The organism is Pectobacterium hainanensis, assembly GCF_046237015.1.
Classification (GTDB): Bacteria; Pseudomonadota; Gammaproteobacteria; order Enterobacterales; family Enterobacteriaceae; genus JBJYIN01.
The window spans coordinates 148,035-169,311 of the sequence record NZ_JBJYIN010000003.1; the positions used below are offsets into that span (position 1 = coordinate 148,035).

A 21,277-nucleotide genomic window follows, 5' to 3' on the forward strand; every position below is an offset into this window, starting at 1 on the left:
ATGAAAATACCGGTTCCACATGTGCAATCGCTGACTACACAGTTCCATCACGTTGCTTACCCCCACACCATGCCATTATGAAATAAAATTAAATTTATCAATATGTTAATTACAATAAATCGCTATCACATCACTATCCTCTGACAAGATTTTCTTCGCATTCTATGTTTCATGCCTCATTCTTCAATGCGACGATTTGCGCTTTATTTTTGAAACGGTATACTGCATGCATTAAATTGAAATACGGTTTTAAAAAATGTATTTGTCCGTCACAAAAAAGGAACGAACATGAAAATTGCATTGATTAACGAGAATAGCCAAGCCGCCAAAAACGCGATTATTGCTGATGCATTGACTAAAGCGGTTAAACCGTTCGGTCATACTGTGTACAACTACGGCCAATATGCCGTTGAAGATGATGCACAGTTAACTTATATCCAAAACGGTATTCTGGCCTCTATCCTGCTGAACTCTGGCGCTGCTGATTTTGTCGTTACCGGTTGTGGTACTGGTCAAGGCGCAATGCTGGCTTGTAACTCTTTCCCTGGCGTACTTTGCGGCCTGGTTGTCGATCCGTCCGATGCTTACCTTTTCTCTCAGATAAATAACGGCAATGCGGTATCTTTGCCTTATGCCAAAGGCTTCGGCTGGGGCGCTGAACTAAATCTGGAAAACCTGTTCACACAATTGTTCAAAGAAGAAGGCGGCAGAGGCTATCCAAGCGATCGCGTTGCTCCACAACAGCGCAACAAAAAAATCCTGGATACGGTAAAAACGGTTACCTATAACGACCTGATTACGATCCTGAAAAATCTGGATCAGGATCTGGTGAAAGGTGCGATTGCTGGCCCTAAATTCCAGGAATATTTCTTCGAAAACAGTAAAGATGAAGAGCTGACCCGCTTTATTAAAGGCCTGCTGGCTTAATTACCGCCCTTCGATATACGCAAAGCCACAGGTTATAAAATCTGTGGCTTTTTCATTATCACCGCCCACTGTACTTTCACCCTCTACCGTTTCCTTTCGCCTGTACGTCATAAAAATCCATCAACGTTCAATGTGTAACCAGACGCGTCGAAACAGGCAAATACTACTTGACCGGCGTAGAGCGACTCCCTATAGTAGCGCCCCGTTGCCATCCATTGGTGACATTCGGTGAGGTGTCCGAGAGGCTGAAGGAGCACGCCTGGAAAGTGTGTATACGTGAAAACGTATCGAGGGTTCGAATCCCTCCCTCACCGCCACATTCAATAGCGAACCGGGAGAGTTAGTTTTACTGATTCTCCCGGTTTGTTTTTTACCTGAAAAAATCTTCAGACCTGCACTTCCTCCCAGACATAACCGTTGATAGCACGTAAGGTACTCTCATCGTCTGTTTCAGGCATCTGCCCCCCTATTGCTATCCCCGATTTCTACGTCATAATCGCTTGCCTGACACGAACTACCGCGTTCATAATGGAAACGGAAAAGTTGCCATGCTCGTCACCAAATGCCAAATATTTCATAGCGCGAAAGCCATATCAAATTAGTGAACAGTTTCAGAATAGTTTTTGAACAAAAAACGAATATTGAGCATAGTATTAATATTTAATGCGGGAATTCGCCTGCTCTCATTACGAGAGTGTGGGAAGGAGAGACACGATGTTTCTTTTATTACTGCTACAATTAATCGCTTTTTCAATCTTTCCGCTCTACTTTATAACGCTCTCTGGTCCATTACGACAAGTCCATTTCTACATTTACATGTCGCTTATATTGCTCATTGGCGGTTTTATGGGAAATGTCTATTCCATGCCAATTGCAGAAGGTGTTGTTATTTCTGGCGGAAACCTATGTTACAGCGCATTCATGATGACGTCGGTCATGTTTGTTTGGATAGAAAAAGACGTATTTATCATACGACATTTAGTCAGACTCGTGATAATAGTCGATCTTTTTAATATTGTACTGTCATATTTAACACAGTCCATTCTACAAACAGATGGAATAATTAATCTGCATACTGTTCCATCCGAAATTTTCATGATATCAGTGCCGCTTATTATGCTTGGCGGCGTGCTTATCATTGCAGAACTTATCCTGTTGTTATTTATATTCGAAATGACAAAGAAAACACAGGCCTCGCTATTCACAACAGCGCCTATTTATATTTTGTCTTTTATACTCGTGCTGTTACTGGATGGAATCGCTTTTTCTTTTATCGCATTTGGTATCAGCGATGAAACTATCGCTATCGCGTTGGGCGGACTTGCCGGGAAAGCATTAATGGCCATCGCGTTCAGTATACCTCTGGCTTTGTTCATTCTTTGGAAACGGCAGGCATTTACCGATTATCTCCGAAGCGACACCGTTCGCTGGCATTTTCTTGCCTCTAGTAGCGCTGATTTAATCAAAGAAATGGCGAGAAAAGATTTGGATGTACGAAGAGGAGATATTGTATTCAAAAACGCGACAGACGGTTTGGCGATAGTGGATCAAAGCGGTGCAATATTGAAGGCAAACACCGCCTTCAAAAAAATGCTGGGTGAGGAAAATTCAGAGGTGGAAAGTTTGAATATCGACAACACCTTCTGGATTAACAATATTCCCCTAAAGCTATCTTCAAATCCAACTGAGAAATGGCGTCGGGAAGTTCAATTTGGCAATGGAATAAAGCGGTTTGGTATTCTTTCTGTCACCTCAGCAGGAGAGGATTTATACGGCAGTCAAAGTTTTGTATATTCATTGACCGATATCACTGAACAAAAAGACGCTCAAAATCAATTAGAATACCTCGCATCACATGACCAACTCACTGAGCTGCCTAACCGTCGCGTTTTGGACCGCGCACTCAACTTGGCTCGCAATCGTCCTCATGTATTGGTCATGCTGGATATAGACCATTTCAAGGACATTAACGATAGCTATGGACATACTGTCGGCGATCGTGTCCTTCAAGTTGTCGCGGAGCGGCTAGACGGTGTCCGCAAACAACATCTTGGTGAAGAGGACGTATTATGCCGGATTGGAGGAGATGAATTTGCTTTCCTCATTCAAACAAGTGACAAAAACGTTATCACTCAGGCCGTAAATCGCATTCAACGCACTTTCAAAGAGACGGTGAAAATTAATAACGGCATAGAAGTATTTTCAACGGCAACACTGGGAATTAGCTATCAGGCAAATATGGAGGCTGGTGATGCCTTACTTCAGGCTGATGCAGCCTTGTATGAAGCGAAACGAAATAAACGGGGATCGGTAGGCATCTATGAAGACAGATTAACCACCGAAAGCCAAAAACAAATGAAACTTGGCTTCAAACTAAAAAATGCGCTTATCAATAAAGATATCGTTGTACATTACCAGCCCCAGTTTGATGCCATTAGCCATGAAGTACGAGGTATTGAGGCACTTGCACGCTGGACAGACTCTGAAATGGGCATTGTCGCACCAAGCGACTTTATTCCCGTCGCAGAGAGAACAGGCTTAGTTGATATTCTCGGTGAATATGTATTGGAAACCGTTTGCCGTGATGGACAGCGTTGGTTACAAAATGGATTGAAACCTATCATAATCTCGGTAAATGTCTCTGCGAGTCAACTGAGGTTTGGTAGCTTCAAATCCGTGTTAACGAAAACGCTGCAACGAACCGGTTTTCCCGCAAGCAAGCTTGAAATAGAGGTAACAGAATCCTCCTATATTGAACGTGAAAGTGAAGTTACACCGCTTTTGCAAGCCATCAAGGAGATGGGCGTCAGTATCGCCGTTGATGATTTTGGTACAGGTTACTCATCTCTTTCTTACCTGCGGGAAATGCCGTGGAGTGTAATCAAGATTGATCGCAGCTTTATCATTGATATTCCAACAGATGTAAAACAGTGCAACCTTACGTCTGCCATTATAAAACTGGCAAAAGTGATGTCCTTTAAAGTCGTGGCTGAAGGCGTGGAGAATCAAGAACAATTGGATTTCTTAACGAAAGAAGGATGTGATCTTATTCAAGGTTATTATTTTTCTCCCCCTCTTTCACCAAAAGAGACAGAAATACTGCTTTCTGATTCTGTCTGACATCGTCATGCTGATGCCAAAACCGTGCTCTCTCGAAAAAATAGTTGAGTCATAACACGTCGTAAGAAAAAAATATCAGAACTGTTACTACTGTAGTAAGAAAACGCCCTCAACTCAGATCAAGGGCGTTTGCTATACTCTCTTTCTCCAACGATGGAGGAAATAAGTGATTATACCCGTCATACTTCAAGTTGCTTGTGCGTTGGCTACGCTCACTCACCCGAATCACTTACCTGAGTAAGCTCATCGGGATTCCTTCGCTTGCCGCCTTCATACAACTCGAATTATTTAGTGTATAGAATGTGTTGTTAATACAGTTAATCATACGCATTGAGCGTCCGTTGACAGAGTTCAGATCGGACACAATCTTGTTTACCAAAAGCGACTACACCAATGAGATCATCTTCAGCAAATCGCTCCAACGCGTCGCGTAAACCGGATTTAACACCGGCTGGTAAATCGCACTGAGTGACATCACCATTAACGATTACCGTGACATTTTCACCCAAACGCGTCAGGAACATTTTCATCTGGTTCACTGTCACGTTTTGTGCCTCATCCAGTATAACCACTGCATTTTCAAACGTTCGCCCACGCATATAGGCGAACGGTGCAATTTCTACTTTTGCGATTTCTGGTCGTAAACAATACTGCATAAACGATGCCCCAAGCCTTCGCAACAATACGTCATACACAGGTCGGAAATAAGGGGCAAATTTCTCAGCAATATCTCCCGGTAAAAAACCGAGATCCTCATCAGCCTGTAATACCGGCCTCGTCACAATAATACGCTCAACCTCTTTATGAATAAGTGCCTCGGCCGCCTTGGCCGCGCTCAGAAACGTTTTGCCACATCCAGCTTCTCCTGAGGCAAAAATTAACTGTTTATTTTCTATTGCAGACAAGTAATGCTCTTGGGCTACCGTTCGGGCTTCAATAACAGATGTATCGCGATTCTCTCGCGCCATACCTATTGATTCAATCCCACCCATATGAACCAGAGAAGTGACCGATTCTTCCTCACGTTGACGATGACTACGCGATTCACGACGTATAACGCGTTTCGCTTCACGACGTGCTTTGATCACTGCTTTTTGTCTTCCCATAGTGGCACCTTACAGTTTGTTTCACTTACCGCGTTGCCTAACAACGCGTGACGTTTCACTCACAGACGAGGTTGGCTTCCTTATTAAGCCGATAAAGAGCCATACAGTTACAACCAAAAAATTCAGCCCCTCGATTCTTCTCACGAAAAGAAAGTGACCAGAAGCTCTGCATCAACAAAAAGCATTTGGATAGAAAAGAGAGGGTAATAAGAAGAGAAAATAACCAGAGATACCGTACAGAAAATAAATGGGAAAGAGGCTCCTCGCATTGGCGAGTCAAAAGACCAGAATGTGGGTTTCGACTATTCAGTCCAAAAGTGGACATTACCATTCGCGTTCCTCACTGTGACAACAACTATTCCGATGAATAATAATTGACCGTATTAAGAACTCCTGTTCATCATCTATTCCAAAATTAGAGCCAAATGATTTCAGTAGTATGACAGTGCAATAATTCGCCCCTATTTTGCAAGCTTTTTTTACACTGTCATAACATTTCCATATCGTCAAAACATGGCTATGTCGCCATCAGTCTTTATCAACAAAGCTATCCGACCTCGAAAAATGTTGAGATTCCGTCAGTAATGCTTTTGCCAAATCAAATACTGATCGTATTTTCTCAACGCACTTCGATAGATATTTTGTTCAAGATCGGGGAAATGATCACAAATTCGCTGCTGTATATTTTCTTTGGCAAAGGTTTCCATTGGGTAATTTTTCGCCACCAGCAATTCGTCCAACCGACGTAGACGAATGACGTATTCACGCATGGTGCTGTGTTTGACTTCCGTTTGATCAATCAAATACTGGGTAAAAGACTGAATATCGAAATAATTAGCATGGGTATTGCATAATATCTCGCTACAAAAACGGCACAGAGGAACCAATTCCTGTTGCAAGTCTGACCATGCTTCATCATCAATTAACCGATCGATGGTACCAATCGATTTTTTATTCACAAGTTGAGCACGGAATACCAATGAGACGCGGTCAAGTTCTTTATTGCAATGTGAGCAGTGTGTCTGTTTGTGTTTGAAATCTTTCAGATAACGGCTGAAGAGCTGTTTCTTCCGAATTGATTGCGGCATGAATCCATTCCATAACAATATATACCCGTCATCTTTCAAGTTGTAGGTGCATTAACGGTCCTTCGGTCGGACAAACACATTCCCAACGAATTTGTCCCTTGATTGCTCGACCACGAGGCACATAAATGTGCTTCGTTGTTCAAAGCGATAACGTTTTGCTCTGTAACTCGAAATCTATTGGGTATACGGTGATAACAATATTCCTACGCAGCTAAATTAAACATCATTCATTAATTTTACGCGCAGACGCTTTATCGCCTGGCTATGCAACTGGCTTACCCGTGACTCGCCTACTTCCAGAACAGCACCAATTTCTTTTAGGTTCAACTCTTCCTGATAGTAAAGCGTCAACACCAACTTCTCACGCTCGGGCAGGTTTTCTATCGCTTCCATCACCCGATGACGCAAGTTACCTTCCATTAACTGATGTAACGGATTGGCATCTTCGTTCCCTTCCAACAAGGCTTCTGCGCTATCGCCATGTTCTTCACGCCATTCATCGTAAGAAAAAAGTTGACTGTTATTTGTGTCCAACAAAATCTGACGATAGTCTTCCAGCGTGATATTCAAGACCTGCGCAACTTCCTGCTCGGTCGGTGCTCTGCCAAGTTGTTGTTCAGCCTGCTGCATTGCTTGTGCCACTTCCCGCGCATTACGCCGCACACTCCGGGGTGCCCAATCACGGCTGCGTAATTCATCCAACATTGAGCCACGAATTCGCTGTACTGCATAAGTTGTAAATGCCGTACCTTGTAACGAATCATAGCGCTCAACGGCGCTGAGCAAACCGATACCTCCAGCCTGAAGTAAATCATCTAGCTCAACGCTTGCAGGGAGACGAACCTGTAAACGTAACGCTTCATGGCGCACTAACGGAACATAGCGCTTCCACAGGGAATTCTTATCCATGGTGCCTTCGGCGGTATACAGTTCGCTCACAGTGACAAATACCTACGATGATAATGTTATCGACACTATTATGCTTTTGCGTAGAGTTACCAATTGCATGAATAGGGACGTAAAAGAGGGGCTATTTGGGATACGGGTGTTGTACCGGTTCAAAGAGCGCCCTCCTTCCTACACGGGTTATAACAACGATCCCAGTGGAATAACGCCGTACAAAAAATACGATGTATTCACCCAAAATTATGTGTTATCCGTTATGGTTTGCATCTCTTCATCAGATAACCCTGTCATTTTCTGTACCTGTTGCGGTGCCATCCCGGCTTGCAACATTTGGCAAGCAATGCGTAGTGCGCTGGTTTTCTCACCTTGTTCTAGCCCTGCCGCCAGCCATTTATCTTTTCCCTGTTGGAAACCTTTTTCAAACCCTGCACGCTCTAACTGTTTAGCGATTGTCTCCATCTCATCCTCCCTTTCGTCAGATAACGCTTCAGCGACGGCATCAAAAAACAGTTGGTAGTTCGATGTTCGCCCCACCTTTGCAATATAAAATATCAATGCACGTTGCTGCGTCAAGGGTAGTTTTCCGCGCTCGATCAAGATCCCGATATCCCGTGCCAATTCCAGCATATCGCGTGTACGAATATGTTTTTGCACCAACTCTAACAACGCCGCCCGCCCGTGCATTTTGATCTCCTCATCGGGGATCATTGTCAGATCAACCAAGGGAAATGCAGTGGTATAGATCTGCTGTGCCAGTTGCGGGGCAGCCAGTTCAGACTGTACGGATATGGAGAGCGTTTACCATGATAAAATAATAGCGGCACCACCAAAGGCAGCGTTTTATGCCCCTGAGATAAGTGCTGTTGCATCGCGGCCAAACTGTAACGCAAAAGCCGAAAGGCCATCAGCTTATCGGGTTTACTCTGGTGCTCAATCACACAATAAATATAGCCTTTTCCCTGGGTGGTACGTAGCGAATAGAGCATATCTGAAATCCGTGAACGCAGTTTCTCGTCAACGAACGAGGTGGGTTCTAACGCTAACGTGCTGAAATCACAATGTTGCCGAATACCGACTGGCAGATGGATAGACAGAAAACCATGCGCTGTGGCGATATCGCCAAAAAAATGTTTAAAGAATGCATCATGAGTTTGCATGGCACCGCGTCCCTGTGGTGATAATTGCCCATTACTTTAGCAACTCAGCAGTATCGGGTGTAGTGGTCAACTAAAATAGGCCACCGTGTTAGAGTTATTCCAGTATCTGTTTTCTGATTCGTTTGGTGGCAACCCACCGTTATACTTGTGTGGTCTGAGCACGCTGTAATATCCAACGATATAGTCCGTTATTGCGTGGGCTGCATCGCTGAAGCTTACGTAACCCGTCACTGGCGCCCATTCGTTCTTCAGACTCCGGAAGAAGCGTTCCATTGGACTATTATCCCAGCAGTTTCCACGCCGGCTCATACTCTGCCTGATCCGGTATCGCCACAGTAACTGCCGGAACTGTCTGCTTGTATAATGACTCCCCTGATCGCTGTGGAACATTACTCTGACGGGCTTGCCGCGCGTTTCCCACGCCATTTCCAGCGCTTTCATGGTGAGTCTGCTGTCCGGTGAGAACGACATTGCCCAGCCCACTGGCTTCCTTGCAAACAGATCGAGAACAACGGCGAGGTACGCCCAGCGCTTACCTGTCCAGATATAGGTCACATCACCGCACCACACCTGGTTTGGTTCGGTTACGGCGAACTGTCGCTCAAGATGATTCGGGATAGCAACGTGCTCATGACCGCCACGCTTGTACCGGTGAGTCGGCTGCTGGCAACTGACCAACCCCAGCTCCTTCATGAGTCTGCCAGCGAGCCAGCGCCCCATTTTGTAGCCTCTCTGGGTTGCCATTGTGGCGATGCTTCTTGCTCCGGCCGAACCATGGCTGATGCCATGTAGCTCAAGTACCTGACTGCGTAATACAGCCCGTCTGCCGTCTGGTTTATCAGGACGGTTTTTCCAGTATTTGTAGCTACTGCGATGAACCCCGAACACGTGGCAGAGAGTGATCACAGGATAACGCGACCTGAGTTTCCCGATTATCGAGAACTGTTCAGAGAGTCCGACATCAAGAGCGCGGTAGCTTTTTTAATATTTCGTTTTCCATTTCAATGCGTTGTAGCTTTTTCTTTAGCGCACGTATTTCGATTTGTTCCGGAGTTATGGGGGAGGCTTTTGGTGTTTTACCCTGGCGCTCATCACGCAGTTGTTTGACCCATTTCGTCATCGTGGAAAGACCAACATCCATAGCCTTAGCAGCGTCAGAGACGGTGTAATTTTGGTCGACAACTAACTGAGCTGATTCGCGTTTGAATTCAGGACTAAAATTTCTTCTTTTCATTGATGCACCTGTGTTGTTCTGAGGTGAGCATATCACCTCTGTTCAGCTGGCCAAATTTAGTGTGCCACTACAGGGGAAGCAGTGCGATAAAAGGTGTGAATGCGGCTCGCAATTACCATCAGTCTGATCCAGTTTTTTCAAAATTTGTCTTTTATCATTTTTTTTAAAGTCATACGTTATAAAATTCAGAAACTACAAATATTACTGAAAAATCTCATAAAGGTAACAATCTATGATTGACAGGGATTTTCACCATCTGAATGGATTATTAAGCGATTTTTTCTCTCAAAAAAACATCCAACAAAAGCTTCACATCATTCATGAACATGAAATAACCGGATGGGAAATTTGGCTACAAATTGAATTTACCAATATGTTGATAAATACTGAACATGTATTCTATCGAGAGCAGGCATTGGAGTTCGATTATCGACAAAACAAAGAGAAGTATTACTTCCGCCCCGATTTTCTATTACTTAAAAAAGGATGGACACAAGAAAAATATATGGCTGTTGAATTTAAGCAGAATCCTAATCCAACAACCTGTGTTAGAAATATGGCCGGCGATCTGAAAAAAGTGGGGCAAATCCGAAAATCGGAACTGGATCTTCGCAGTGTCTGGGCTGTCGGTATCACAGAAGTAATAGACAACGATCGCCTCTGTTCACTGGCTGAAGATTATCTTGATGACAAATACTATCAGACCAAAAGATTCAACAGGCATATCCAGTCTTACCCGATAGGAAATACACCTTATTGTTATATAATTATGTAAAATAATGTATGGCACTGCTTTATTTCAGTGCCATACATCATATTCAAATTAATAATTGCAACGCTGAAAGATCGTCATTCACTTTTACTTTTTCTATTTCCCGCAAAAATTGCTCAGAAGAAACGCTACTATGCTGGATAAGCGTATGAAAACTATACATGATATTGATCATTGCATCGTCATCGATCTTTCCTACATAGTGCGCCTGTGCTGCTAACATCGACTTCATGATATAATATTGAGCAACCAGCAGATAGAAATTTTGAAATGGACTTCTACCATGAGAAAATGGAAAATCATCATTATAAATGCGATACAGAAAATAATTACGCCACCAATGATCGCGTCCTGCCAACCAAGGCCTAACTTTCTCATCATATTCGCTGCTAAGTTGAGCTATCCTATCTGGAATATTCTCGGGTGCAATCTCATGAGTGGAAAAATGAAGCACTTTATCTAAATAGTGATACAGTGTCCCTCTCCCACGAATATGTGGACTTTCACGCATAAACACTTGAACTCGAAGTAATAACGACCACTGTAAGTCAGGGTTTGCTGGTATCGACGCTATATGTTTCGCAATATCATTGTTTTCCATAGTTTGAATCAATTGCAAAAAATAATTTTCTATTTTTGGATATATATTCTCAAAAGAATTGTTCTCTTTTTCATTTTTTCCAATGAAAAACAGTAATAACAACACAGCATAAAGATTGTTTTCAATTTTCTCTTGTGGCACTAATAACAAATTAAAACAGAGTAAATTTATTACTTTATTTCTCAACGTGAGATCGTTTCTTTTATTCGATGTAGCACGAATTTCGGTATATTCACGTAAACGCATCGCCATTGGTTCAGTTAATAACAAGCGCACACTTTCTGGGCATGAAAGATTAATGCTCCGTTTTTCCCTATTGTGATAGATTGTGTTCATTCTGGGATAGGTCATACAAGTGTGACTTAACGATTTTTCCCCCATCTTTTTATGAACATTACACAAACTTTCTTCATTTAGGAATGGACACATGCCATCTTTCGTTAGCTTAATTTTTGCCCACTGGGCGTGGTTCTTTTTTATTCGCGTAAGATTTTCTTCCGCTATCTGACGAATTTCCATATCCGGGCTTTTGATGTATTTATTATAAGTGGATTTATCCAACACCACATCCCAACGTTGGCAGCAATGATCACGGCATTCTTTGCCAATGCAATGAAATTGCTCAATAAATACAGGTTGTGTAATTACTATTTCTTTCATAACTTCACCCGGTAACCTGGCCTATTGGTCTGATAAAAAAGGCGACCGAAGTCGCCTTGATGATCATAAAAAAGTCTAAACTCAAATTAACGCAGCAGAGACAGAACCGTCTGAGGAACCTGGTTAGCCTGCGCCAACACTGAAGTACCGGCTTGCTGCAGGATCTGGTTTTTGCTCATGTTAGAGACTTCCGTTGCAATATCAGCATCTTCAATGCGGCTACGTGCAGCACTCAGGTTAGTTACGGTGTTTTTCAGGTTAGTTACCGTGGATTCAAAGCGGTTTTGAATCGCACCCAAATCACTACGCAGACTATCTACTTTAGATAACGCCTGGTCAATCGCTGCCAACGGATCAACAACCACTTCGTCACCCGCAGTAACCTTGCCGTTTGTTGCATCTACTGTAGCTTTAAAGTAAGACGTAGTGCCATCATTCACGTTTTTGACATAATACGTTCCGTCTTTGTCTTGTACTAAACTATTCGTACCTTTTGCAGTCACAGAGCTCAAATCAGCAGCTACCCCAGCTTTGGCTGCTTCTTCTAAAACTGATTTTTCTGTTACAGCAACACCTGCTGCGGTAGGTGCTGTAGTAGTTTTCGACGCAAGATCAAGTGTTACCACACCAGTAGATTGGTCAATCGTTGCATTATAGTAATCAGCACCAGATTTCGCGTAGTATGTTGTTGCGCCTGTTGCCTCATTAACCATGCTTATAGAATCAACTGTAGGTGCATCGGCCGCAATTTTTGTAGCAGCATTAGCTTCCGATAGTTGTACAACACCCTTAGCAGTATCAAACTCAGTCGCTCCAGCAGCCTCTGTAACCCCCGTTGCTGCGGCACCAAATGTAACTGTGCCCTTATCTGCATCATATGTAGCCTCAACAAAGTCAGTACCATTCTTACCATACAACTTGTTGTCAGTACCGATAGCTAAGGAATATGTCGTAGCACCTGTTGTTTCATACGAGAATTTAGTCCACTTAGCATCTTCACCGCTTTTCAGCGTAGTGACCGCAGTAAAATCTTTACTGGTGATTTGGTTAGCAATATCCAGCTTTTCCAATCCCAAGGTTTTTGACGAAATTTCTTTTAAATTGATGCTAATGGTTTCGCTGTCATTGGCACCCACTTGAATAGACAATGTACCGTCTTTCGCCAGAACTTTGACACCGTTGAACTGAGTTTGTTGAGATACACGATCGATTTCATCCAGACGCTGTTGAATTTCACCCTGGATTGAATCTAAGTCAACCCCCTGGTTAGATCCGTTTGCTGCCTGTACAGACAATTCACGAATACGTTGCAGGTTGTTGTTGATTTCGTTCAACGCGCCTTCAGTGGTCTGCGCAACGGAAATACCATCGTTAGCGTTACGCGCTGCCTGGGTCAGGCCTTTGATATTAGCGGTGAAGCGGTTAGCAATAGCCTGACCTGCTGCATCGTCTTTGGCGCTGTTGATACGGTAGCCAGAAGACAGGCGCTCGATAGCCGTCCCCAGAGCAGACTGAGATTTGTTCAGGTTATTTTGTGCTACCAGCGACAGGCTGTTAGTATTAATGACTGCCATAATTGTATTCCTTATTATTGCAATGCAAATCGATTTAGGGTCGGTTTAAAGTTCGGGCATTTGCCCACGGCTTTTATCACCGTCCTAAGCTGTATCGGCGCACAGGAGAGAAGCTTTAATTATTTTTAGACATTTCTTTGTTTCAAAGGCAACATGAGATTGAACAACACAAGTACAGTAGTCACAGATATTCTTCTTTATTTCGTTAATGCTAAACTTTTCTCTATCGTAGCCGATATATCCTCCATAGCGTCTGGCACCCATAAAAGGAATCATCATGGCTAGCATCAGCTTTACCGGCTCCACCAGCGGCTTTACCGATATTCTGACTCAATTGACCTCATTTGAGCAAACACGTATTACACCGGTAACTAATCAGCAAAAGGTATATAAAAGTCGCGATACAGCCTTCGATACGCTGAAAACAGCGCTCACTAAATTAGAATTGGCTAATGAAGCGCTGACGAAAGCAAACACCATCAATAAGACTGCCATTAGTGGTGAAAACAAAGCGTTTACGGCTACTTCTTCCGGTAGCGCCGTAGCGGGAACCTATAGTGTAGAAGTGCAAAATTTGGCCACTGCACATTCCGTGATTTCAGCCAAAGAAACCAGCAACAAAACGGCATTAGGCGACGATGCAGAAACTCGCATACTGCTTATTAAGCAAGATGGGCAAGAGAAGCCGTTAGAGATTAAGCTAACAAAAGATCAAACCTCTCTGGAAGGCATTCGTGATGCGATCAATAAAGCTAACGGTGATGTCGGTGCCAGCATTATTAAAGCAGACGACAATAGCTTCTATTTAGCGATTACATCTAAGAGCACAGGCACTGATTCGCAGATGACAATCAGTGTTGATGGCGATAGTACACTTAATCAAAAACTGGCTTATACCGCTGGTAGCACAACCAATAACATGAAGCAGCAAACGGCTGCCGAAAATGCCGTTCTCGAGTTAAATGGTATTCAGATTGTCCGACAAAGCAACACAATCAATGATGCCATTGAAGGTGTGACCTTAAACCTGAAATCAGAAACCACACTTGATACACCAGAGACATTGACACTCACTGGTGACACAGCCCCAATGAAAAAAGCGGTTCAGGAATGGGTTGATGCCTATAACGCTCTACAAACTACGATTGGCAATCTGACAAAATTTACGGCTACTGACCCGAATTCTGACACCCTAGATGCTAGTAATGGTGTTTTGCTCGGCAACGGTACAGTACGCAGTATTCAGACCAACCTAAAAATGCAAATTTCCAGTGCGCAAAGTGGTATGAGTATCAGCACGCTGAATGAGATGGGGATTAAGCAAAATCCAGTTACCGGAAAATTGGAAGTCGATAGCGATAAATTAGATAGCTCATTAAAAGAAAAAAGTGATTCTGTAACCGAATTTTTTGTTGGTGATGGTAAGAAGACGGGGTTTGCTACTCAGGTTAATACCTATCTCGATTCCGTATTAAAAGAAACATCTGGCGATAATAAAGGTGCCATTCAAATTGCAAAAGAAGGTATCGCTGAAACGCTGAAAACGTTAAAGAAAACGGAAGAGCGGACCAAGCAAAGTATTGAAGATAATATCGCCCGTTATAAAGCGCAATTTACCCAACTGGATAAGTTAGTGTCACAAATGAACAGCACCAGTGATTACCTAACCACGCAATTGGCGGCATTAAATAAAAGTTCGTAAGAGAGGGTAAAAATAATGTATAGCAGAACGGGCAGTCAGGCCTACGCGCAAGTTGGTGTAGAAAGCAGCGTAATGAGTGCCAGCCCGCATCAGTTGATCGTTATGCTCTTTGATGGTGCTCGCAGTGCCATGGTGCGAGCTCGCCTTCTCTTGCAACAGGGCGATATTCCAGGTAAAGGCATGGCCATATCAAAAGCCATTGATATCATTGCCAATGGCCTAAAAGCAGGGCTAGATGTAGAAAAAGGCGGAGAACTAGCAGAAAACCTGTCAGCGCTGTATGACTATATGACACAGCGACTCATGATCGCCAATCTGCATAATGATGCGAAGGTGATAGAGGAAGTCGAAGCACTGTTGGAAAATATCGCCGAGGCTTGGCGTCAAATTGGTCCTAATTATCAGCCGTCTCAGGAAAAATAGCCATGGGCAATCTCCATCAACTCCTTAAAGATTACCAACAACTTCAGGCGCTCAGCCGGAAAATTCTCGGATTGGCATCCAATGGACAGTGGGATGAGCTGGTTGATCAGGAGATTGCTTACGTTCAATCTGTGGAGAAACTGAGCCAAAGACCGATTCCTGACAATATCGATAGCGTAATGAAATTACATTTTCGGCAAATACTCGGTGAAATTCTTGAAAATGAATCTCAGATTAAAGACTTATTACGCAAGCGAATGGACGAATTGAGCGCGTTGATGAAAAACACAGTTGCTCAACAAAACGTTAATACCGCTTATGGAGAATTTGCCGGACACCGACTCTTACCCGGCGATGTAGGTAATCGTTAAATATAATAAGTAAATGCCTGCTTACGCAGGCATTACGAGAAAAGTTATTGAGAATGACCTTACCTTATTTCCGCGCGACTGTATCTTTTCTTTAATTCATTCGTGGTACAAAAAAGGTTCTTATATCTACGCAGGAACGACAAAATCAGGCGCTATAACACGCCTTTAATTGTGTCAGCCGCTAACTCAGGCCTTAGATGCTCATATTCATCACTTCCTGATAGGCAGATACCAGCTTGTTACGGACCTGAATACCCATCTGCATTGAAATAGATGATTTCTGCAAATCCACCATCACATCATTCAACGCGACACCAGGTACACCCAGCGTAAAGTTTTGCGCTTGCGTACGCGCCGATTGCTGAGTATCACTGATCTTGTCAATAGCCGATTTCAGCTCACTCGCAAATCCTGGCTCAATGGCTGGCCGGGCATTCGACGTATTATTAGAGGCTTGCAATGCTGTCACTTGCATCTGCTGTAACACGCCTTCAATACCTTGGATTGACATAATCCCCTCATCAAACGAAAGAAACGGGTTTCTCACCATTCAAATGCAGATAATAGATTGAATTATCTACTCATTTATGAATAAGATCGTCCTGTTTACTTATGGACTCACTCAGGACGCTATGACACGCGAATAACCTTACCATATCGATACATGGCTAAAGGGAGCAATTAGCGTTAAAAATGTCACCTTATCGACCCATCGATTTTTCTTTTACGGAAAATAATGACATGCCGATAACTATAGGCGAATTGTTTTATCGATTGCGCAATCAGGGAGTTCTGTTTTGTCACGTCACAACGTTAAGTCTATCGTTCAACAACCAAGCAGAGATCGAGTATGAACGCCTCATTAACCGGCATCGCTTCCGGTAAAAACAGCTTTGGCGAAATACTCAACCGCTTACGCGCCAATCCGAAAATTCCTTTATTAATTGCAGCTGCAGCGACCATTGCTATTGTCGTTGCGTTGTCTTTGTGGGCCAGAGGCCCCGACTACCGGGTGCTCTACAGCAACGTTAATGATCGAGATGGTGGTGCTATCGTCAGTGAATTGACGAAGCTTAATATCCCTTATCGCTTTTCCGACAATGGCGGGGCGATAATGATTCCAGCGGAAAATGTTCACGAAACGCGCCTACGATTAGCACAACTGGGGTTACCCAAAGGTGGTGCGGTTGGTTTTGAATTACTTGATAAAGAAAAATTCGGCATTAGTCAGTTCAGTGAACAGATTAACTACCAGCGGGCGCTAGAAGGTGAATTATCAAGAACGATTGAAACATTAGGCCCGGTACAGAATGCCCGGGTACATTTGGCTATTCCTAAGCCTTCTCTTTTTGTCCGCGAACAAAAATCACCCTCATCGTCCGTCACACTCACTTTGCAACCAGGACGGGCGTTGGACGAAGGGCAAATCAACTCGATTGTTTACATGGTTTCCAGCAGCGTCGCAGGATTACCGCCCGATAATGTCACCGTTGTTGATCAAACAGGCCGATTGCTGACACAGGCGGGTGGTAGCGCTCGCGATCTGAATGCAGCTCAACTGAAATACAGCAATGAAGTTGAAGCCATGTACCAGCGTCGTATTGAGGCTATCATTGCCCCTATCGTTGGTATGGGAAACGTGCATGCTCAGGTAACGGCACAAATTGATTTCTCAGCACGTGAACAGACTGACGAACAATACCAGCCTAATCAACCACCAGATAAAGCGGCGGTGCGCTCTCAGCAAACCAGTCAAAGTGAACAAAAAGGCGGCCCCAATGTTGGTGGCGTGCCTGGCGCGTTGTCTAACCAACCCGCTCCGGCACCTACGGCGCCTATTGCAACACCACCGAACAACAATGCAAACGCTAACAATCAAGCGGCAGGACAGCAAAACAATGCGGCGGGCGCGCAGGCGAATGCCAATGCGAACACGGTTATCCAAACATCTAATATCCGTAATGACGCAACGACAAACTACGAAGTCGACAAAACCATTCTGCATACCAAACACAGCTCCGGTGGTGTGAAACGATTGTCTGCGGCGGTTATTGTGAACTACTTGCCGCCAGGTGAAGATGGCAAGCCGATTGCGCTGACAGAAGATCAAATCAAACAGATTGAGACCGTCGCTCGTGAGGCTATGGGATTTTCTTCCGAACGTGGCGACTCACTCAATGTTGTCAATACGCCGTTTATGGATTCAACGGACGGGACAGGAGAACTCCCCTTCTGGCAACAGCAAGCATTCTTTGATTTGCTGATGGAAGCAGGCCGCTGGCTACTGGTTCTCATCGTTGCCTGGATTCTCTATCGTAAGCTGATTCGTCCTCAGTTGCAGAGAAAAGCTCAGCAACAGGAAGCTGCTCTCGCTGCCGCCGAGTTGAGTAAAGGCAAAGGTAATGATGATGTCGTCGTTAACCTCAGCGCATCTGAAGTTGAACAACAAAGAAAATCGCAGCAACGCGTTAGTGCTGAGATGCAAAGTAATCGAATTCGTGAACTGGCAGAGAACGATCCACGAGTCGTCGCGCTGGTTATTCGTCAATGGATGAGTAGTGAACTATGAGCCTAACTGGAACAGAAAAAAGCGCCATCTTATTGATGACCATCGGTGAAGACCGAGCGGCAGAGGTGTTTACTCATCTGTCGACTAAAGAAGTGCAAAGCCTTAGCTCTGCGATGGCTAATATGCGCCAGGTTTCTCACCAACAATTAGTCGAAATACTTAAAGAGTTTGAAACGGATGCAGAGCAGTACGCTGCTCTTAGCGTTAATGCGGGTGATTATTTGCGCTCGGTATTGGTTAAAGCGCTGGGTGAAGAACGAGCATCCAGCTTGTTGGAAGATATTCTGGAAAGTCGCGAAACATCCAGCGGGATGGAAACGCTCAACTTTATGGAGCCGCAAACTGCGGCTGACCTGATTCGTGATGAACATCCACAAATTATCGCCACTATTTTGGTGCACCTGAAACGTGGGCAAGCCGCCGATATTTTGGCGCTGTTTGATGACCGCTTACGTAATGATGTCATGTTACGTATTGCCACTTTCGGTGGCGTTCAACCGTCTGCATTGGCCGAATTGACCGATGTGCTCAATGGGCTCTTGGATGGACAGAATCTCAAACGGAGCAAAATGGGCGGTATTCGTACGGCTGCTGAAATCATCAACCTGATGAAAACTCAGCAGGAAGAGGCCGTTATTGATGCGGTACGTGAATTCGATGGCGAATTGGCGCAAAAAATTATCGACGAAATGTTCCTGTTCGAAAACCTTGTGGATGTCGACGATCGCAGTATCCAGCGTTTGCTGCAGGAAGTGGAGTCCGAATCTTTGCTGCTGGCATTGAAGGGAGCAGAAGAGCCACTGCGCGAGAAATTCCTGCGCAATATGTCTCAGCGTGCAGCGGAAATCCTTCGCGACGATCTCGCGACTCGCGGTCCAGTGCGCATGTCTCAGGTGGAAAACGAACAGAAGGCCATTCTGCTTATTGTTCGTCGTTTAGCTGACAGTGGCGAAATGATTATCGGTGGCGGCGAGGATGCTTATGTCTAATGCCTCGGATAATCTTGCCTGGGAACCATGGAAATTAAACGATCTCGCTACTCCTGCATCGTTTGTTCCGGCCCTTGAAGAACCGGAAGTGTTGGAGCCCGAAATCGTCGCAGAGACTCACACACCTTCGTTTGAAGATGAGCTTTTATCACTGAAAGAGCATGCTCAACAGCAAGCGCGAGAAGCTGGTTTCGCACAAGGCCATCAGCAAGGCTATGATGCAGGCTATCAGGAAGGTCTAAGTAAGGGACAACAGCAAGGTTTACAGGATGCCTTGTTGCAGCAGCAACCGATGATCGAACAGATGCAACAGATGGTCACGGAATTCCAACAAACGCTAGACGCATTAGATAGCGTTATTCCAGCTCGTCTGATGCAATTGGCGTTAACTGCTGCTAAACAAATTCTTGGGCAACCACCTGTCTGTGATGGCACAGCATTACTGAGCCAGATACAGCAGTTGATTCAACAAGAGCCTATGTTTTCGGGTAAAACACAATTGCGGGTCCACCCTTCTGATTTAGAGCGTGTTGAGCAACATCTTGGCCCTACCCTAAGCCTACATGGCTGGCGATTGCTGGCGGATAATCAGTTACACCCGGGAGGGTGTAAAGTCAGCGCTGAAGAAGGCGACCTAGACGCCAGTTTGGCTACCCGCTGGCATGAACTCTGCCGTTTGGCGGCTCCGGGAGAGTTATGATGACCTCACGCCTCGGGCTCTGGCTTTCTTCCCTAGACTCATTTGAAAAACGGATTGATGAAACGCCTTCAGTTCGTCGTTATGGTCGCTTGATTCGCGCCACAGGCTTAGTGTTGGAAGCCACAGGCTTACACATGCCATTGGGGGCAACATGTCTGATCGAACGCCAAAGTGGGTCACAAATAGAAGAAGTCGAAAGTGAGGTTGTTGGTTTTAACGGGCAGAAATTATTGTTAATGCCGCTGGAAGAAGTGGAAGGTATAACGCCAGGTGCTCGCGTTTATGCTCGCATTGGTCAAGAGGGCAGTACTCAAGGAAAACAGTTACCTTTAGGCCCCGAACTTCTGGGGCGTGTATTGGATGGTAGCGCAAAACCATTAGATGGATTACCTGCCCCCGACACGGGCTACAGAGCGCCGTTAATTACACCACCGTTTAACCCGTTACAACGCACACCGATTGAGCATGTATTGGATGTAGGCGTTCGTGCTATCAATGCCCTTCTTACCGTTGGGCGTGGACAACGCATGGGGTTGTTCGCTGGCTCAGGCGTAGGTAAAAGCGTATTATTAGGCATGATGGCTCGCTATACTCAGGCTGATGTTATCGTTGTCGGTCTGATCGGTGAGCGAGGGCGCGAAGTAAAAGATTTCATCGAGAATATTCTTGGTACAGAAGGTCGAGCGCGTTCTGTCGTTATCGCCGCGCCAGCCGATGTTTCGCCGTTACTGAGGATGCAGGGCGCAGCCTACGCGACACGTATTGCAGAAGATTTCCGTGACCGTGGTCATCACGTTCTGCTGATTATGGATTCTCTGACACGCTACGCAATGGCTCAGCGAGAGATCGCATTGGCGATTGGCGAACCACCGGCGACGAAAGGGTATCCTCCTTCCGTTTTCGCCAAGCTACCCGCATTAGTTGAACGAGCTGGTAATGGTATTCATGGCGGTGGCTCAATTACCGCCTTTTATACCGTGTTAACGGAAGGTGACGATCAGCAAGATCCTATCGCAGATTCTGCTCGTGCAATATTGGATGGACACATTGTTTTATCGCGTCAGTTGGCAGAGTCAGGACACTACCCTGCAATTGATATTGAAGCATCTATCAGCCGTGCGATGACAGCGTTAATTGATGAGAATCACTATGCCTCGGTGCGGCAATTTAAACAGTTGCTATCCAGTTACCAACGTAACCGGGATCTGGTGAGCGTCGGTGCTTACGCCGCTGGTAGCGATCCGATGCTGGATAAAGCAATACGACTGTATCCGCAACTAGAGGCTTTTCTGCAGCAGGGTATGTTTGAGCAAAGCAATTATGACGAAGCCTGTCAGGCATTAAACACTATATTTCCCGCGTAACGAGTAGGAGAGAA

General features: G+C 44.7%; 17 protein-coding genes, 1 tRNA gene and 1 pseudogene. 11 read left to right on the forward strand and 8 right to left on the reverse strand.

The window, feature by feature from the left end; all coding sequences use genetic code 11:
- Positions 1 to 288: 288 nt before the first annotated feature.
- The 3 genes from ACKPVM_RS04285 to ACKPVM_RS04295 all read left to right on the forward strand — a co-directional run bounded on the left by ACKPVM_RS04285 (position 289) and on the right by ACKPVM_RS04295 (position 4,047).
- On the forward strand, positions 289 to 927 hold the full coding sequence (locus ACKPVM_RS04285; RefSeq protein ID WP_409307188.1) for an RpiB/LacA/LacB family sugar-phosphate isomerase: 639 nt from the start codon (positions 289 to 291) through the stop codon (positions 925 to 927).
- 227 nt (positions 928 to 1,154) lie between these two features.
- A tRNA-Ser gene (locus ACKPVM_RS04290) sits at positions 1,155 to 1,244 on the forward strand.
- 397 nt (positions 1,245 to 1,641) lie between these two features.
- On the forward strand, positions 1,642 to 4,047 hold the full coding sequence (locus ACKPVM_RS04295; protein ID WP_409307190.1) for a putative bifunctional diguanylate cyclase/phosphodiesterase: 2,406 nt from the start codon (positions 1,642 to 1,644) through the stop codon (positions 4,045 to 4,047).
- 317 nt (positions 4,048 to 4,364) lie between these two features.
- Here the strand turns inward: ACKPVM_RS04295 and phoH are convergent, their stop codons facing one another.
- The 5 genes and pseudogenes from phoH to ACKPVM_RS04320 form a co-directional block, all read right to left on the reverse strand.
- Positions 4,365 to 5,153, reverse strand: a complete 789-nt coding sequence (gene phoH, locus ACKPVM_RS04300; RefSeq protein ID WP_409307191.1) for a phosphate starvation-inducible protein PhoH — start codon at positions 5,151 to 5,153, stop codon at positions 4,365 to 4,367.
- 578 nt (positions 5,154 to 5,731) lie between these two features.
- Positions 5,732 to 6,241, reverse strand: a complete 510-nt coding sequence (gene fliZ / locus ACKPVM_RS04305) for a flagella biosynthesis regulatory protein FliZ (protein ID WP_409307193.1) — start codon at positions 6,239 to 6,241, stop codon at positions 5,732 to 5,734.
- A 216-nt stretch (positions 6,242 to 6,457) separates the two neighbouring features.
- Entirely contained in the window at positions 6,458 to 7,180 is a 723-nt protein-coding gene (locus ACKPVM_RS04310) for an RNA polymerase sigma factor FliA (protein ID WP_409307194.1), read from the reverse strand.
- Between the two features lie 207 nt (positions 7,181 to 7,387).
- A pseudogene (locus ACKPVM_RS04315) lies at positions 7,388 to 8,304 on the reverse strand (Rpn family recombination-promoting nuclease/putative transposase).
- A 66-nt stretch (positions 8,305 to 8,370) separates the two neighbouring features.
- A protein-coding gene (locus ACKPVM_RS04320) for an IS3 family transposase (RefSeq protein WP_409307196.1) occupies positions 8,371 to 9,538 on the reverse strand; the annotation gives its coding sequence in 2 pieces (ribosomal slippage) (positions 8,371 to 9,280 and positions 9,279 to 9,538; 1,170 coding nt in all).
- 232 nt (positions 9,539 to 9,770) lie between these two features.
- Between ACKPVM_RS04320 and ACKPVM_RS04325 the strand changes: the two genes are divergently transcribed.
- Positions 9,771 to 10,313 (forward strand): hypothetical protein, encoded by a 543-nt coding sequence (locus tag ACKPVM_RS04325; protein ID WP_409307198.1) that lies wholly within the window; start codon positions 9,771 to 9,773, stop codon positions 10,311 to 10,313.
- Between the two features lie 43 nt (positions 10,314 to 10,356).
- Here the strand turns inward: ACKPVM_RS04325 and fliB are convergent, their stop codons facing one another.
- Both fliB and ACKPVM_RS04335 read right to left on the reverse strand, forming a co-directional pair.
- Entirely contained in the window at positions 10,357 to 11,571 is a 1,215-nt protein-coding gene (gene fliB / locus ACKPVM_RS04330; protein ID WP_409307200.1) for a flagellin lysine-N-methylase, read from the reverse strand.
- An 86-nt stretch (positions 11,572 to 11,657) separates the two neighbouring features.
- Entirely contained in the window at positions 11,658 to 13,148 is a 1,491-nt protein-coding gene (locus ACKPVM_RS04335; protein ID WP_409307392.1) for a flagellin N-terminal helical domain-containing protein, read from the reverse strand.
- Between the two features lie 274 nt (positions 13,149 to 13,422).
- On the opposite strand from ACKPVM_RS04335, the gene fliD reads away from it, so the two are divergent.
- The 3 genes from fliD to fliT are packed head-to-tail and all read left to right on the forward strand — an operon-like array spanning position 13,423 to position 15,641.
- Complete coding sequence (gene fliD, locus ACKPVM_RS04340) at positions 13,423 to 14,847, forward strand: flagellar filament capping protein FliD (protein ID WP_409307202.1); 1,425 nt, start codon at positions 13,423 to 13,425, stop codon at positions 14,845 to 14,847.
- A gap of 15 nt (positions 14,848 to 14,862) precedes the next feature.
- A complete protein-coding gene (fliS, locus tag ACKPVM_RS04345) occupies positions 14,863 to 15,270 on the forward strand; it encodes a flagellar export chaperone FliS (RefSeq protein WP_409307203.1) in 408 nt (135 codons plus the stop codon).
- A 2-nt stretch (positions 15,271 to 15,272) separates the two neighbouring features.
- The gene (gene fliT, locus ACKPVM_RS04350; RefSeq protein WP_409307205.1) at positions 15,273 to 15,641 is read left to right on the forward strand and encodes a flagella biosynthesis regulatory protein FliT; all 369 of its coding nucleotides are present in this window, start codon (positions 15,273 to 15,275) and stop codon (positions 15,639 to 15,641) included.
- Positions 15,642 to 15,834: 193 nt separating this feature from the next.
- Here the strand turns inward: fliT and fliE are convergent, their stop codons facing one another.
- Entirely contained in the window at positions 15,835 to 16,152 is a 318-nt protein-coding gene (gene fliE, locus ACKPVM_RS04355) for a flagellar hook-basal body complex protein FliE (RefSeq protein ID WP_409307207.1), read from the reverse strand.
- 339 nt (positions 16,153 to 16,491) lie between these two features.
- On the opposite strand from fliE, the gene fliF reads away from it, so the two are divergent.
- From fliF to fliI, 4 genes are read left to right on the forward strand one after another with little or no spacing between them, the layout of a single operon-like run.
- Positions 16,492 to 18,210 carry a flagellar basal-body MS-ring/collar protein FliF gene (fliF, locus tag ACKPVM_RS04360; protein ID WP_409307208.1) on the forward strand — a complete coding sequence of 573 codons (1,719 nt, stop codon included), beginning with the start codon at positions 16,492 to 16,494 and terminating at the stop codon, positions 18,208 to 18,210.
- Entirely contained in the window at positions 18,207 to 19,199 is a 993-nt protein-coding gene (gene fliG, locus ACKPVM_RS04365; RefSeq protein WP_409307210.1) for a flagellar motor switch protein FliG, read from the forward strand. Before fliF ends, fliG begins: the two co-directional genes overlap by 4 nt.
- The gene (fliH, locus tag ACKPVM_RS04370; RefSeq protein WP_409307212.1) at positions 19,192 to 19,899 is read left to right on the forward strand and encodes a flagellar assembly protein FliH; all 708 of its coding nucleotides are present in this window, start codon (positions 19,192 to 19,194) and stop codon (positions 19,897 to 19,899) included. Before fliG ends, fliH begins: the two co-directional genes overlap by 8 nt.
- Positions 19,899 to 21,263 carry a flagellar protein export ATPase FliI gene (gene fliI / locus ACKPVM_RS04375; RefSeq protein WP_409307394.1) on the forward strand — a complete coding sequence of 455 codons (1,365 nt, stop codon included), beginning with the start codon at positions 19,899 to 19,901 and terminating at the stop codon, positions 21,261 to 21,263. Before fliH ends, fliI begins: the two co-directional genes overlap by 1 nt.
- The last annotated feature ends 14 nt before the right edge of the window (positions 21,264 to 21,277 follow it).